The organism is Massilia sp. Dwa41.01b, assembly GCF_014171775.1.
Taxonomy (GTDB): Bacteria; Pseudomonadota; Gammaproteobacteria; order Burkholderiales; family Burkholderiaceae_D; genus Telluria.
The window spans coordinates 316926-333299 of the sequence record NZ_CP050454.1 but is presented as its reverse complement, the minus strand read 5'-3'; the positions used below and the strand labels follow the sequence as shown (position 1 = coordinate 333299).

The window sequence follows — 16374 nt, the reverse complement described above, 5'->3', positions numbered from 1 at the left end:
ACACGGCAAAATAGTGCTACAGCAACATTTCGAAGTAGATCTTTAAGTTACCACCCACTGAGGACAATTATGCAATTGGTCAAAACCACCCGAGACACGCTTCTCCGGCCACTGCAGATCGTGAGCGGTATTGTCGAGCGTCGGCACACCATGCCGATTCTGGCCAATATCCTCATCCGCAAGGACGGCGAAAGCGTTTCCTTCCTGTCGACCGACACCGAAGTGCAGATCACCACGCTCGCGAACATCGGTTCCGGCGAAGACGTGACCGGCACCACCGTCGCCGCCCGCAAGCTGCTCGACATCCTGCGCGCGCTGCCGGAATCGGGCGACGTCACCATGACGCTGCAAAACAAGCGCCTGACCGTCCAGAGCGGCAAATCGCGCTTCGCCCTGCAGACCCTGGCCGCCGAAGAGTTCCCGACCGTCTCGGTCGCCGAAACCCACAACGCCTCGGTCACCCTGCCGCAAAAGACCTTGAAGCACCTGTTCAACATGGTGCACTTCGCGATGGCCCAGCAGGACATCCGCTACTACCTGAACGGCCTGCTGCTGGTCCTGGACGGTAACAAGGTCATCGCGGTTGCCACCGACGGCCACCGCCTTGCCTTCTGCCAGGTCGAAGCGGACCAGACCTTCGAGCGCCAGGAAGTCATCATCCCGCGCAAGACCATCATCGAACTGCAGCGCCTGCTGGAAGAAAGCGACGAGACCGTGCGCCTCGACATCGCCGCCTCGCAGGTGAAACTGACTTTCGCCGACATCGAACTGGTGTCGAAGCTGGTCGAAGGCAAATTCCCTGACTACACCCGCGTGATCCCGAAGGGTTACAAGAACGACTTCACGATCAGCCGCGATGAACTGCTGCGCTCGCTGCAGCGCGCCGCAATCATGACCAGCGATAAGTTCAAGGGCGTGCGCTGCATCATCACCCCGGGCAGCATGAAGATCAGCTCGACCAATGCCGACCAGGAAGAAGCAGTCGAAGAACTGGAAATCGACTACGGCGGCGACCAGATCGACATCGGTTTCAACGTGACTTACCTGCTCGACGTGCTCAACAACCTGAAGTGCGACCAGGTGAACATCGCGCTGGGCGATTCGAATTCGTCTGCCCTGATCTCGATTCCCGACAATGGCGACTTCAAGTACGTCGTCATGCCGATGCGTATCTAAGTCTCGCCGGCTGCCTCTTGCTTATTTGCTTGAATAATCAAGGGGCAGCCCCGAACTGAGCAGTTTGAATACACAGTTTTTTGAGAAAGCAGTCCATGTCCGATAACGCCAATAACATGCCCCAATCGCCGATGCCCTCGGACGAGTACGGCGCCGCCTCGATTCAAATTCTGGAAGGCCTGGAAGCGGTGCGCAAGCGCCCAGGCATGTACATTGGCGATACCTCGGACGGTACCGGCCTGCACCACCTCGTCTTCGAGGTGCTCGATAACTCGATCGACGAATCGCTGGCGGGCTACTGCACGGAAATCCACGTCACCATCCACGCCGACAATTCGATCTCGATTGCCGACAATGGCCGCGGCATTCCGACCGGCGTCAAGATGGACGACAAGCACGAGCCGAAGCGCTCGGCCACCGAAATCGCCCTGACCGAACTGCACGCCGGCGGCAAGTTCAACCAGAATTCGTATAAAGTCTCGGGCGGCCTGCACGGCGTCGGCGTCTCCTGCGTGAACGCATTGTCGAAACTGCTGCGCGTGACCGTGCGCCAAAAAGGCAAAGTGCACCAGATGGAATTCGTGCGCGGCGTTCCGCAGAACCGCGAAATCGAAATCGTCGACGGTTTCGAGGTTTCCCCGATCAAGGTCATCGGCGAAACCGATAAACGCGGCACCGAAGTGCACTTCTGGGCCGACGAAGAAATCTTCACCCACGTCGAATTCCACTACGAGATCCTGTCGAAGCGTATTCGCGAACTTTCGTTCCTGAACAACGGCGTCAACATCAAGCTCTCCGACCACCGCACCGGCAAGGAAGAAGTCTTCGCTTTCGAAGGCGGCACCCGCGGCTTCGTCGAATACATCAACAAGACCAAGAGCGTCCTGCACCCGACCGTGTTCCAGGCCACCGGCGACCGCATGTCCGAGCACGGCACGAACATCTCGGTCGACGTCTCGATGCAGTGGAACGATGCCTACAACGAGCAGGTGCTGTGCTTCACGAATAACATCCCGCAGCGCGACGGCGGCACCCACCTGACCGGCCTGCGTGCGGCGATGACCCGCGTGATCAATAAATACATCGACGAGAACGATTTCGCCAAGAAGGCGAAAGTCGAAATCTCGGGCGACGACATGCGCGAGGGTCTCACCTGCGTGCTGTCGGTGAAAGTGCCGGAGCCGAAATTCTCGTCGCAGACCAAGGACAAACTGGTGTCGTCGGAAGTGCGCGGCCCGGTCGAGGAAATCGTCGCGAAAACCCTGACCGACTTCCTCAACGAAAAGCCGAACGACGCGAAAATCATCTGCGGCAAGATCGTGGAAGCCGCCCGCGCCCGTGAAGCCGCCCGTAAAGCGCGCGACCTCACCCGCCGCAAGGGCGTGATGGACGGCCTGGGCCTGTCGTCGAAACTGGCCGACTGCCAGGAACGCGACCCGGCACTGGCCGAACTGTACATCGTCGAGGGTGACTCGGCAGGCGGCTCCGCGAAACAGGGCCGCGACCGTAAATTCCAGGCGATCCTGCCGCTGCGCGGCAAGGTGCTGAACGTGGAAAAAGCGCGTTTCGAGAAAATGCTGTCGTCGGAGCAGATCACCACCCTGATCGCCACGCTGGGCACCTCGATCGGCCCGGACGAATTCAACGTCGACAAACTGCGCTACCACCGCATCATCATCATGACCGATGCGGACGTCGACGGCGCCCACATCCGCACCCTGCTGCTGACGCTGTTCTACCGCCAGATGCCGCAGCTGGTGGAACGTGGCCACATCTACATTGCCCAGCCGCCGCTGTACAAGGTCAAGGCCGGCCGCGACGAGCGCTACCTGAAGGACGACATCGAGGAAGCGAGCTACATGATGACGGTGGCGCTGAACGGCGCTTCGCTCATCCCGCGTGACGGCGCCGATCCAATCAACGGTGACGCCCTGGCCGAACTGGTGCGCCAGTACAACCTGGCGAACGCCATCATGATGCGCCTGACGCGCGTGATCGACCGCGCCGCACTGACCGCCATCATGAGCGGCACCACGCTCGACATGTCGACCCTGGACGCGGCCGGCGCCTCTGCCCAGGCGATGGAACAGGCGATCAACGACCCGGCCGTGCGCGTGGTCGTGCGTTCGGACGACCTGTCCGAAAAGCATTCCCTGCGCATCGAGCGCATGCGCCACGGTAACGTCTACGTCACCTCGATCGACGCCGACTTCGTCCTCAGCAACGATTACGCCGTGCTGGCGAACGCTGCAGCGACCTTCCAGGGCCTCATGGGCGAAGGCGCCATCATGCGCCGCGGCGAAGGCGAAAAGATGAAGGAATTCGCCGTACGCGAATTCCACGAAGCGATGATCTGGCTGCGCGAAGAAGCCGAACGCGGCGTCTCCAAACAGCGCTACAAAGGCCTGGGCGAGATGAATCCGGAACAGCTGTGGGAAACCACGATGGACCCGACCGTGCGCCGCCTGCTGAAGGTGCAGATCGAGGACGCGATTGCGGCAGACCAGATCTTTACCACGCTGATGGGCGATGACGTGGAGCCGCGCAGGAACTTCATTGAGTCGAATGCGCTGCAGGCGGGGAATATTGACGTTTAAACGTCGGTTATTAACATCCACATTCGGACCCGAGTGCATAAAAAAACGGCCTAAGTAGGCTAATGCCGTTCAGGTCAGTTAAGGTCCTTTTTTTAGGACGCGAACGGTATAGCGTTGAGGTAAGGCCTTCACGGCCCGGTCGAGTTTTCGACCGGGCCGTTCTTCATTGAGCAGCATGACAAGTCGCTGGCGAAGGCGTTGCATCAGGTGCGCGTTCGGCAATGCCAGATCCAGGTCGTCGACTACCTCACTGAGGGACTGGTGACGGTACAGCGCTAAAGCGACGACCAGCCACACCACCTGTTCGGCAGGCAAGCGGCGCTGCCGAATACTTGCTTTACCAGTGTATGCAACCGCTTGCTCGATCCACTCGCACGGCAAGTGTTGTCCCAAGCGTGCCCAATCCGGGTCTTCCTGGGCTTGCACGAGAAAATGAAGCGCGTCATCAAACATGATGACGCAGGTGAACAGCCTCAGCTACCGTTTACAACACCCAAAAGAAAAATGCCGTCCAGTCTTAACTGAACGGCATTAGCCTAATTAGGCCGTTTTTTATTCCTCGAACGTTGCATGTCTTGGCGGACCGCGGAACTTGGACGATCAAGCACTCAGACGCTTATCTGGCTCTTCAAAACCCTCTTTGATCAACTTGGACCGTATTGACCAAATCCGCTCGCATTCCTTCACTGATGGGACGAATTTCGGAATTCGGGTGGCAGACCGGAGCAGTTCTGCTTCACGCGCATCGAGCATGGCGTTCGCAGCGCCCCATTGCCGCAGCTCTTCCCACTGAGCTGGCCGAATTCCCAAGACAGCCGTTCTCGCGAAAACGCCATACCCAACCTCCTGTACCCCACTGCCTTCGGCGTATTTGCGCGAGATTGGATCTACCAAGTTGTCGAACACCGGCTCGCTCAGCGGAACAACAGCATCGCGCGCCCGCTCCCAGCAAGCTTCCTGCTTGGCCCATTCGGTCACGTTCGCACGGGGCCGCTCCGGGTCAGTCAAAACACCAAGAACGGCCTTGGCAATGCTCGCGATGTAGTCGCTGAGCGCATCAGGAACACGCTGCGTTTTCCAGATCTCGTCAAGATCGAGCTGACGCCCCTTCCCACTCTTGAGCACCGTGAACTGAAGCACAGCCAGAGCGTACGTGACGATATTGGCGCGGTATGCTCCTTGATACCAGGGCTGTTCACCGACGAGACGCTCGGTATGGCGGAACAGGATCGACATCGCAACTAGATTCCTGAAATAGAGTTCGTCGAACGCGCTGTCGTTCTCGGTCCAACGCTTCGCCAACCAGCCAGCGAAGAAGACGAAATTTTTCTGAGCTCCACAGCTGACCTTGTGCGGCAATCCCTTCCAAGTGTTCTCGTACTTGGCGACATCGAGTTTCGTCAGCAGCTGCGATTTCGGGTTTATCGCGAGGAAGCGCTTTTTGCCATTGCTGTCGAGATTCTTCTGCTCGTTGACGTATTGCCCCCGCGACCGTTCGTAATACCATCGCGTCTGCTCCTCTCCCTCGACAGCCGGCGCCATAACGCGCTGGGAGAGCTGTTCAATCCTGTGATGGTACGGGTGGTTTGCGAAAAAGTCCGACTCATTGACTTTGTTCTGGCTATTGGCGAATCGAGCAATCAACGGTATCAGTTCGCCCGCGCGAGCCGGCGAGAGTACTGACAGCTTCATCTGCACGCAGATTTTCGACAGGTCGTGCCCAGCGCGCCATGCGGCCGCGAGGGACGCTGTGGTCTGACCGCCATTGACGATCTGAAGATTGACCGCCCTGACGATGCGCGACGAGGCAGAATCGAATTCAACTGCCTCGGCGGTTGCAGCGATGCCGTTGTTGTACGCGAAAAACATCTCCGGTTTGTCGGAAATGGTTGTCTGGATAGCTGAGTTGATCTTCCCCTTTGTGCTAAGGAAGGATCGAACGTTCCCCTCAAGAAGGCGGCTTCCGTGGCGCTCATAAATCGCGGCCAGCACCGCCCCGCCAATAGTGCAGAGGTACCCCTCATAGTCACCGTCGGCTGACCCGGCATGCAGAGCGGGAACCCCGTTGCTACCGTCGACACAGAAATCGACTTCGAGATCATCCCGCCCGCTGACGGATTCGGAAGCGCGGTGAAAGCGTGCTGCATCCCACACATACCGTTCCAGAGCAATCCCGGACAGCTCGTCGCTTCCTTCAAGTTCCCCGCCGAAGTCCGACAGCCGATCAGTGACCAGATACATCCGAATGCGCAGAATGCCGGGCCGCATGCGAACGATGTCCGCCGCAAGGCCGGCGATGGGGGTACCCGCCAAACCGGGGTCCCTAGACACATCGCCGTGCAACGACGCGTCGATGAATGTCTCCAGCATGTCGAAGTGCAGGCGAGCGTCATTGGTTCCGAGATAGTCGATATCCTGAGCGCCGGAAAAATCAGTGACCATTAACGCCAGAGTGCCATCTGTATCGTCAAATGCATGGCCATTTACACGCATCGGGCCGCGACCTGCAGCGGTTCCGTTGAAATCACAGCGCTGGAAGTCCGCGAACTCCTCTGCATCGGTCAAGCGTGCCGCGGCATCGTCGGCAAAGATGGCACTCGCGCTTTCGCCACTGGCCTGAACGTCGACCGCAATCGATGCCATCCATTCTTCGCGAAAAGTTGAGAGGGCACGAAAACGTGATTGCAACTCAGCACCCTGCTGCTGATCGAAGACGCGTTCGATATCCACTACCTCGACGGCGACGGTCTTTCCCCCAATTTCAAGCGATGGCAAGAGCATCGTTCCGGCGCACATATCCGTCAGCACGTGGATACGCACGTGCGACATATCGGACCACGCGCTGGCGATGGTGGAAATCAACAGAAATGCGTCATGCGACGCGTCGACGTGCGCGGCCAGCGTGCCACGCGCCGACATCTCGAGAAAACGCCCGCACTGCTCAGCAGCATCGAGGGCGTCCTGCTCGCTGATGGAGCGTGGCTCCTCATCGCCGCTGTACACACTGACAAAGGCGTCGAGTCTGTCGAGCTCATCGGAAAGAGCGTATCCGCTGAGCCGGAGGTCGTGATGGTCGATGGAAGCGAAGTAGCGGCATGGCTGCGAGTCATAGGTAATGCCCCGTTCGGCCATGTGGCGAGCAAATACTGATGTGAACACAAGTTCGGCGAACTGGGGCGCGCCGCCTGTCGATGCGGCATCCGCTGCCATTCGGTCGCGCACCTCGTCGTGCACGGCCGAGAGAAAATCCTTCAATACCATTCTTGCTCCTGGAACTGCGTTGTAGTGTGATCAGAGAACGGGCCGTGAGCGTGACGCAGCCACTTCAGGGATACTCTGATCAGGATTCGACCATGCGTGCTTCGACAGCATCTCCCAGCACTCTTTCTTCTTTGCCCATTCGGAAAGCATTCGACCGTTAGCCGTACGGTGAAGCATGTCGTTTACTTCGTCCGACCACGTGACGATCTGATTGCCGAGTTCCGTCGAAATTCCCTGCTTCTGCCAAATGGCGTCGAGACTGATCCGGTCGCCCAGCATCAGCGAGACGACCGCCACGGTATAGGCAGTCACGTTCGCCTTGAACGCCGGGAAACGGCTCTTCAGCAGACGTGTCGCCGTTTTGAAGATGATCACTTTCGCGATCATGTGCCGGTACTCAGCGGCGTCAGGAAGATTCGGCGTCTCGTCGTCGGCCTGCATCACCCGTTTCATGAAGATCGGGAATGCCTTCTGCCCCCCTAGACTGACTAGATCCGGGAGCTGCATCCAGCCGCAGAGGTACTTGGCAAAATCGGTCTTGGTCAACTTGCGGCTTGGCGGCATCGAATCCTGCAGGCGCCGAAGGTCGACTGCCGATTTGGCTTCTCGATCCAGCATCACTTTGTAGCTGCCCGCAGCGCGCTCGTAGTACCAGCGCCCAACGCCGTCCGGACAGTATGTAGTCATCGCCAGCTTCTCCATCTGGACATGGAATGGCTTGTTCGCGTAATGGTCCGAGCCCTTTACTGCACTCTGTGAGTTCGCATAGCGAGAGATGTCGGCGATCAGCGCGTCCTCGGAAACTTCGTCCGACCGCCGCAGAACGATAACCTTGGCAGGCACACGGACCTTGCGAAGATCGACTCCGGCGAACTTCTTCTTCGTGAAAAAGATCGAGGCCATGGTTTGCCCCCCGTTGACGACCTGCATTCCCTTGAGCCATGCAATGCCCGGACTGCCGTCGGCAGCGCGCTCCAAGTGTGCTTCGTCTGCGACGATGACGACACCGTTGTTGTACGCCATGAACCGCTCTGGCTGATCGCGCAGAGTGTCACGGATCCCCTTGTTGACTGTGTTGGTCTGGCTAAGGAAAGACCGCACGTTCGCTTCCAGGATGCGCGGGCCATACTTTTCGTAGAGAAAGCGCAATGCTTCACCGGGGAACACGGTCATTGCGTAGTCGTATTCCGCCTCGCTGTCCGATACCCAGACACATGGAAGGGAGCTGCCGCAGACATCGCTGAAATTTACAACCAGTTCGTCCCGCGGCTTGCCACCCTGCCAGTGATTGAACAAGCGTTCGATGTCCATTACCTCTAGCTTGACTGTCTTGCCCTGGATCTGGCGTGCTTGGAAGTTTCGAGTTTTGGCCTTGCGATCAGTGAGAACGTAAATGCGGATCTGCTCGAGGCCTGCGTACGCCTTCTCGATCGTCTGGACTAGTGCGAATGCATCGTGAGACTCGTCCATTTTTGCAGACAGCGTGCCCGATACGCACTGGTTGAGGAAGCGGGAGCACTGTTCCGCTGCGCGGGTGGTTTCGGAGTCAGGGATCCCAACCAGGTCGTCGCAGCCCTCGTACAGACTGACGTACAGGTCGAGCTGGTCGACGTCCTCGGACAGCGCGTAACCGCTGAGCTTCAATATCCCTTCCCCTACTCGAGCAGAATAGTGGCAGATCTCGGGTTCGAAAGTCATCCCGATATCGGACATGTGCCGTGTGACCACCTCGGTGAAAACCAGCTCGGCGAATGGTGTTTCTCCTCCAGGTTCGGCAGCGCGTGCCGCCATTTCCTGCCTTACGTCATGTTGCGTCTGGTGCAAAAAATCGATGAGTTCCATACTCAGATGGCTCCAGTCATAGTGAGGATATGTTCGATCGTGGCTGCGGGAACATCGACCCCGTCCAGATCGATTTCATAGCGGGCGTGGCGGATGGCAGCGGGCACGTTCGCGGCAACGAGGCGTGGAAAGCTTTCGTCGACACGCAGGAATCGCCCTTCCGACACCGTCAGACAGCGGGTGTAATGTTCTGCATGCGCGTCCACGAACCCGGCATGCAGCAATGCATTCTCGAACAGGGCCGCCGCCGCAGGGTCGCTCTCGAGCACACTGCGCAGCGCAGCCACCTTGGCGGCAAGCGACAGACCATCAGCCGCAAGGGCGAAGCGGCAGCCGAAAAGGAATAGCGGTTGCCGCACTGAATCATCCAGCTGCGCCAGAGACATGATGGTGACCGGGAAGCCGTCGTGAGCCAGCGTGCTCTTAACCTCGATGGCACCCGATCCGACCTCGAAATCCTGGAGGCCATTAAGCGGCCCACGCCAGCCCTCGACTGCCGCATGCAGGTCCAGCCCAGCGGAAACCAGCCGTTCGAGACATACAAGCTCGCCGCTCAACCCCAGTTCGGCTTCAGCGCTTAATGCTCCCGAGCTCCTGCTCATGAAGTGTTGCCATGCTCGAATGCGACCAAGGAAAATCTGCATCTTTCGCTGATGGGACGACTCCGCGTTCGCCGCGATTGCTGCCACGACATCGGTTACCATTCTCGAGAACAGTTCGATACCCCCCTCCTCCTGACGGACCAGCGCAAGCCATTCGCCTGGCAGTCCCACCGAAGCGCGTTCAACGCGAAAGCCAGCCGCGGCGGGTAGCATCGATGGTGCAGGCAGGGCGACTGATGAGAACCCGATGATGAGGGCTTCACTGTTTTCCGGGAACCGCCGAGCCGCCTGGAGACGCCCCCCTGCCAATCCTGAAATCGGAATACAGCGCCAGCCGCCCTCGCCACGCGTGTCGCTGGCGAGCGCACGCCAGGCAGCGAGTACTTCCTCGTTAATCAGCGGCGCCATATTCCAGTTCCCAAAGAACGTTATTGACTTTGTATTCGACCTTTGTACCGGAACGGCTTCCGGGGAAGCTCACTCCGAAAGCGACCACCGGCGTTTCACCTGTAGCCGGTTCGCCTTGAATACCTTCGACATCGACCAGATACACGAGCAGTACGCCCCGCTCGGGATGGGCTTGTACTCCAGGGGCACCATGCCCCCGTACTCGCCGCAGAATAGGGCCGCTCGGAACATCAGGCTCTGCCTGATTCTTCAATCGAGCAGAATCTTCCTTCCAGATCTTGCGTGTCTCCGCCAGTGCGGCTTCCCACGCCTCAATGCCGAAATCAATACCCTCGTCTTTGGGCGACAGCAGACGACCGATAGACTGCCGGTCCACCGTGTGCGACTTCGCCGAACGCTTCGCCCGTTGCACGGATACGCCGGCAACGTTGACGGGGTTGTCCGGCTTTCCGCCACCAATCACTGCCACAGTCCATTCTGTCAGTTCGTTTTCCTTGACCATCTTGACGATGAAGTCACGAAGCAGGAGGCTGTTCGCCTTCATTGCCTCAGGATGCGTGCTGTATGCGCTGAGGAAATCAGTCACGTGTTCATGCGACACCGCCTCCCAGAGCACCCCGCTCCAACGGTCGTCCGTTGCGGGGCGCTGCTGTACCGGATCCCGCTTGCCTTCGCCCATGGCCGCGACCAGTTCATTGAACGCCGCGAAGTTCGTGTCGAGCTGCCGTTGCTGTCGATGCAGCGCCACGGTTTCGATGACATGCCCGCTGAACGACAGGTACAGGCTCCGTGCCGAGCGCATCTTCAGGCGCGAGGTAACCATCAGCACCGGATGCGATACGACCTTCAGGCCATAGTCGCGGGGTGTGCCGCCGCTTTCCACCATCATGTCGAACTCGTCTCGCAGCTCCTCGGACGCATCGGCGATGTGTTCAAACCATTCGATCAGGTCCGAAGTGGTGTAAAGGCGGCAGAGATCGAGATAGCCCGGACGATAGCCGAACCAGCGTCCCATCTGCATGAGCGTGTCGTACATCCGCGAAGCGCGCAGGAAGTAGCTCGTGCACAGTCCTTCCAGCGTCAGTCCCCGTGCCAGCTTGTCGCCCCCAATTGCGATTACCTTCAGGCCATCAGCGGTTTCGGTGTAGTCCAGCACGTCGCCAGCTGTGCCATTGATTACTCGCACGCTGATCTCGCTGACTACGAGCGGCAGAACCTCAGCGATTTCTCCCCATGTGCTGAAGCTGAAGGGACCCGCGTCGGGTACCTTTTCCGCCATCTCTGCCGTAGTGGGCTCGAAATCATTCGCCCACAGTTCGGCCAGCCTGTCCAGAACCGGCTGATGCCCTATCCGCCGCGACAGGCGCTGATCGATGGAGCGCACGTATTGTTCGACGCGCGTGTGGACTTCGAGCTGAACTGCGTTGAAGCGGGTCACGTGGACCAACATCGAGCTGTGCTGCGCTTTCTGTCCCCGTACCTGACGCGCGGCACAGGAAAGGATGAACGCGTCGATGGCTTCACGCAGAGAGGCTGGCAGCGCGCTTTCATCGGCATCCGATGGAACATGGGTATTCTTGTGCCCAACCGGCATCCAGCCGGATCGTCCATCCTTGCTGCAGTGATCGTCGACGGTGCGCACCAGCGGCAGGCTGCCCTGACGCTCATCTCCATTGTAGAGACCGAACACACGCGCCGGGCCAACGTAGTTGGAAGGCGAACCAAGATTGTGAATGAATGCTGCCGGGAAAAGGTCTGGCCCTGCCTCTGCGGTGGTGCCACGTTCGTGAATGAAAATGTTGGCAAATGGCGTGGCCGTATATCCGACGTAGGCCTTGCGATGAAACGCGTGCAGGATCCGCCGGATAAGACCATTGATGGCCGTAGGCTGGTGGTCCTCGTCAGCCTTGCCGTCGGCATCGAAGAGCTGCGCTCCGGTATCAACGGAGGCATGATCGGCTTCATCGTCGATGATCAGGAGAGGCAGGTGCGTGACCACCTTGCGGCCGGTCTCCGGCTCCACCGCGTCGGCAACATGCGTCTGAATCCAGCGTAGCAGCCGGGCCAGCACGGTCTTGTTCTTCTTCACCACGAACAGCCACGGGAGCGCTTCTGGCGATACCCCTAGATTCTTGACATTGCTGGCAATGAAATCGCCCTTGTCCGTCCGGTTGGTCGCGTAGTTCGGCCGGATCGACGGATCCTGATCAATGGTGCCTACTCCGATGAGCCGCATGCCTTCGGCAGATGGGTTGGTCTCGAATCCGAGGAAGCCCTCGTCGAGACGCATCTGCGTCTGCGTACGGAGGTTGTTGTGCATCCCGGCGAGGACGATGATGATCTTGTAGCCGGCATCGGCTGCCTTGCAGATGAGGCCAGTGTAGTTACCGGTTTTGCCGGACTGAACGTGGCCGACAACAAGGCCGCGGCGGTCCCAGGGGCCCTTGCGCTGTGGGTCTTCCAGCATGCCAAGAATGCGGTCGGAAGACTTGTCGAGGCCGTCGACGGCCTCCCATGCCATGCGGGCCTCCTGGAACTCCCGGTACCGCTGCCAGTAGCGCCAGTCCTTCTTGCGCTCGGGCGTCAGCCAAGGCACGTGACCTTCATTATTCTCGAGCCAGCTGTCCTGGCTGCGCCACACGCTGAACCGGCGAATCAGCTCGTCCGACACCGCGTCGCGGTCGAGGCCTTCACCCCAGCGCTGATTCATCATCAGCACCAGCGCAATCTTCTCCGCGATCAGTGCGGGCGTGATGGCGCTCTTGTCGGGTTCATTGAACAGCAGCTCCTGCACGATCTTGATAACGCTTGTCTTGTTGGCTTCGACTTGTGACGTCATGGTTTCTTTTCCAGTTCGGGAGGCTGGTCGGGCAGCGAGCCCACCAGTTGAGGGTAATTCTGAAATGGCTCGGACAGCAGAAGACGGGTGCGGGCCATGGCCGGCGACATGCCCTTGAGCAGAACCATGTTGCGGTACATGACCATCAGCACTTCGGTGACCGCCGCGGGTGGCTCGCCGGAAAAGCTCGTGCGCGGAGTCTCCCGGTTTTCCGCCGTATCGAGCCAGATCCGCTGAACCGGTACGGTCTCCTCGATCACACGCAGCATTGCCAGTACTTGGGGGGCCAGCGCGCGCGCGTCGTCAAGCACGGCGCGCACGGCGGGATGGTCGGTGTCGATGCGGTAGCGCATTCCGCCCGAGAACTTCTGCGAGCGCCATACCTGGCTGACTTCTTCGCCGTTTCGGTTCCGAGGAGCCTGGCCACGCAGTGCGAACGCCTTGCGTGCCCTGCTGCGCGTCTCGTCAGCAAGCCTTGCGAGCCACGCGCGGACCTCCACCGGGGGCCTGGCGGTCGATTTCCGGATATCGATTTTCCATGCTTGGTCGGCCGAATTCGGTATGTCGAGCCGAATGCGAGCAAGTCGGTGTGCCTCGTCCTTGGTCCACCCGCGTCCTTGGCCGAGCCCAAGCCAGCTTCCTGCCACTAGCAACCGCTCGTTACGGTAAACATAAAAACCCTGTTGTGCCGTCCAGCCGTCAGGCCCTTGGGCCGACTCATGCTCCTTTGAGGTCAGCCGATCCTTGTGCGGAAGGACATGACATTCCACCTCTACCCCGGGCATTCCAGGAGCCGACGCCGGCGGGGAATGCCACGGCTTTGCCGGATGGCCTGACAGGAACGGGTCCCAGGGATTGACTGGCTTGCCGCCGATGCGCAGCCGCAGACGAGGACGCGTGCCCTCGAGATACCGATGAAACACCATCGCCAGATGCCGCTCGACTCGGTCGATCATGTCGAGGAAATCCTGTTCGCCATAGCTGTCCGTAACGATTCGATCAAGGACCTCCCACAACACCAGGGTTCCATGCGAACGACTACCGAACTGTTCAACCAGCTCGCCGGCGCTGTCATGCGGCCCTTCCAGCAAATGCCAGCCATCGCCTTCGCTGGCGGCCAGAACATCGAGATCCCAGCGCAGGCACTGCAATCCATCCGGCCCAACGGACGCAACGGTCAGGCGTCGGCACTGGGAGAAGGAGGCCGTCTTCAGCCCAAGACCGAATCTCCCGAGGTCATTTTCGTCCCGGCGGTCCAGTGGGTTCTTTTCCCCCAGACGCATTGCAGAGTCGAGCTCGACGGCACTCATGCCGTCGCCGTCATCCTCTACGCGGACTCGGCTTCCCTTGCCACTCCATTCGAATGTCAGCTCGACATTTTTCGCTCCGGCAGCGATGCTGTTGTCGATGATGTCGGCAAGCGCCGTGGCGGTGCTGTAACCCAATCCGCGCAGCGCTTCTATCATTGCGACCGCGCGCGGAGGCGCGTGGCGGAATCCGTTTTCTTTCATTCTTCTTCCTGCGGTTCGGTCCCTGTACGGGCCATTGGCGCGTAGGGAGCAAGCACATCGGCACGGGATGGATGGTTGAGTTTTCGAAGAGTCTTTGCTTCTATCTGGCGAATGCGTTCCCGTGTCACGCCGAACTGCTGCCCCACCTCATCGAGGGTCCGGCCACCCGCGCCATCGAAGCCAAAACGCGCTACGATCACTTGGCGTCCTCGCTTGTCGATCCCGGCAAGCAAGCGTTCGATTGCCGTAGCCAGACTACGGTCACACGCTCTCTGCAACGGATCACATTGCAGGTCAACGATGCTGAAGGGATCCGGAGTAAATGGTTCGAGATCCGGACCGCACTCCTCAATAGAAATTACCCGGATATCAGCACGGATGATCTGCTCAACCTGCCGCAACGAAAGAGAGAGATGATTGGCGATTTCTTCGGGACGCACCTCTCCTGCGCGACCGTATTCCAGCTCGCGCTGCACCCGGCTGACCTGATATATTTTTTCGCCTTGGTGAACCGGCACTCGAATTGTGCGTGAGGTGTCTTGTACACTCCGGCTCATGCCTTGGCGTATCCACCAAGTCGCGTACGTGGAGAACTTGAAGCCGCGCCGGAAATCGAATCGTTCCGCAGCACGCATGAGACCGATGTTCGCTTCCTGAATCAAATCTGCCAGCGGCAGACCACTGTAGCGATACTTGTGCGCGAGCGAGATCGCCAAGCGAAGATTGGCAGTCACCAAGCGATCGCGTGCACGCTCGTACCCGGCAATCGACGAGTTCACGAGATCGGCGGCAACGTCATCAAGCCGCGATGCTGCGTCAAGCATCCTCTTCAGGTCGACCGGGGCGGGCCGCGGCACTGCCCTGTCACGGCCATTCTCCGGTGCGCCGCTGCGGACGAGCTGCACGTAGGATCGGAAATCGCCCTCAACGCTATCGGCGCCCTTCTCTTCCGAAGCAGCTTCGAGCGACTCGCCGCCTTCAGCCATTTCGTCACCATCCTCCAGCTCATGGATGGCGACACCGCCGCCTTCACCAGTCTGTGCAAAGTAAAGCAGCCAGTCGCGCTCGGGCAGCGAAGCAAGGGCGCGGGTCAATTGGCCGAGGGTGCTGTCCATCTGCCGCCCCAGCCGTTCCTCGTCCTCGCGCTTGATGAGGTCGTACTTGCGTGCCTCAGTGAAGTACATATGCTCCGGCCCGGTGGGTTCGGCGAGACGATCGTGGAGCACATGAAGAACCTCGATTAACTCCTCGTTATTGGCGCTGAGGCTCACTTGGGGAAGGGGTGTGCCGACAGTCTCCAGCAGAATGCCGAGATCGTCGAGAAGCCCCTCCATGACAACCCGCACACGCTCGATCTCAAAACCAAAGTCCTTTTCGAGCGCCTGTTGAAGGTTGTCGTCCGTCACGTAGCCGTCGCGCAACCCGGATGCAATGAGGCCTTCAACTGCGGCTAGATCCTCGATCCGGGGCGAAAGCTGGGCTGCGCGAGCTTCAGGAAGTTCGAAGTCGATTGCTGACCAGTCAGCATCGTCGCTGATTCTGCGGTGCTCAGAGATACGCCGCTGAACTCCCTCGGCTGCCATTACGCAGTCTGCATCGTGAACAGGCACACTAACGTTTGCGTCGGCAGTCCATCCGGATAGATCATCAGTAAATTCTAACGGGTGGATTTCTGCGCTCTGCGCCAACGTGGTGTCAACGGAAGCCATTTGAAGGCCCTCTGCGCTGCAGTGTTGAAGAGGCAGGAGATGCGTGCCGCCGATCGCGGGAGGCGAAGAAGATCCGTTGCTCAACAGGACATTGCCAATCTCAGCGGTGTGAGGCCCGTCGGAATTCGGCGCACCACGTGGCAGGAGAAGTGTAGCAAGCGTAAGGTGGCCATGGTCACGCGCCAGCTCGACGGCCGTCTTACCGCCGGCACTGAGCAGCGACGCATCTGCACCCAAGGCAAGAAGCTTCGTGCACGAATCCTGCTGGTTGTGAATGGCCGCGATCATCAGCGGCGTGAGACCGGCAGAATCGCGGCCATTTAGCGATTCGCCGCGATGAATGTGGAGCGCAATCGCCTCCACTGCCCCCGACTTGAGGGCAAGCCGGAAAAGCGGACTAAGCTTTCTGTCCGCCTGCATTATTGCGAC

The 16374-nt window shown here is 59.4% G+C and carries 8 protein-coding genes and 1 pseudogene; 2 read left to right on the top strand and 7 right to left on the bottom strand.

The annotated features are described in order from the left end of the window. Positions 1 to 69 precede the first annotated feature (69 nt). Positions 70 to 1176, top strand: a complete 1107-nt coding sequence (dnaN, locus tag G4G28_RS01465; protein WP_182990583.1) for a DNA polymerase III subunit beta — start codon at positions 70 to 72, stop codon at positions 1174 to 1176. A 95-nt stretch (positions 1177 to 1271) separates the two neighbouring features. Then, complete coding sequence (gyrB, locus tag G4G28_RS01460) at positions 1272 to 3773, top strand: DNA topoisomerase (ATP-hydrolyzing) subunit B (protein ID WP_182990582.1); 2502 nt, start codon at positions 1272 to 1274, stop codon at positions 3771 to 3773. A 213-nt stretch (positions 3774 to 3986) separates the two neighbouring features. Here the strand turns inward: gyrB and G4G28_RS01455 are convergent. From G4G28_RS01455 to G4G28_RS01425, 7 genes and pseudogenes are all read right to left on the bottom strand, one after another. Beyond that, positions 3987 to 4226 (bottom strand): annotated as a pseudogene (locus G4G28_RS01455) (transposase domain-containing protein); the annotation flags it as partial. Positions 4227 to 4373: 147 nt separating this feature from the next. Then, positions 4374 to 7034 (bottom strand): AIPR family protein, encoded by a 2661-nt coding sequence (locus G4G28_RS01450; protein ID WP_182990581.1) that lies wholly within the window; start codon positions 7032 to 7034, stop codon positions 4374 to 4376. A gap of 30 nt (positions 7035 to 7064) precedes the next feature. Further along, complete coding sequence (gene mzaE / locus G4G28_RS01445; RefSeq protein ID WP_182990580.1) at positions 7065 to 8876, bottom strand: MZA anti-phage system associated AIPR family protein MzaE; 1812 nt, start codon at positions 8874 to 8876, stop codon at positions 7065 to 7067. A 2-nt stretch (positions 8877 to 8878) separates the two neighbouring features. Next, positions 8879 to 9886: an MZA anti-phage system associated PD-(D/E)XK motif protein MzaD gene (gene mzaD / locus G4G28_RS01440; RefSeq protein WP_182990579.1), complete on the bottom strand. Its 1008-nt coding sequence runs from the start codon at positions 9884 to 9886 to the stop codon at positions 8879 to 8881. Then, positions 9870 to 12725: an MZA anti-phage system associated Z1 domain-containing protein MzaC gene (gene mzaC, locus G4G28_RS01435; RefSeq protein ID WP_182990578.1), complete on the bottom strand. Its 2856-nt coding sequence runs from the start codon at positions 12723 to 12725 to the stop codon at positions 9870 to 9872. Before mzaC ends, mzaD begins: the two co-directional genes overlap by 17 nt. Further along, on the bottom strand, positions 12722 to 14236 hold the full coding sequence (gene mzaB / locus G4G28_RS01430) for an MZA anti-phage system associated ATPase MzaB (protein WP_229425381.1): 1515 nt from the start codon (positions 14234 to 14236) through the stop codon (positions 12722 to 12724). Before mzaB ends, mzaC begins: the two co-directional genes overlap by 4 nt. Beyond that, positions 14233 to 16365, bottom strand: coding sequence for a sigma-70 family RNA polymerase sigma factor (locus G4G28_RS01425; RefSeq protein ID WP_182990577.1), 2133 nt, complete (start codon positions 16363 to 16365; stop codon positions 14233 to 14235). The genes mzaB and G4G28_RS01425 overlap by 4 nt, the downstream gene beginning before the upstream one ends. Between the last annotated feature and the right edge of the window lie 9 nt (positions 16366 to 16374).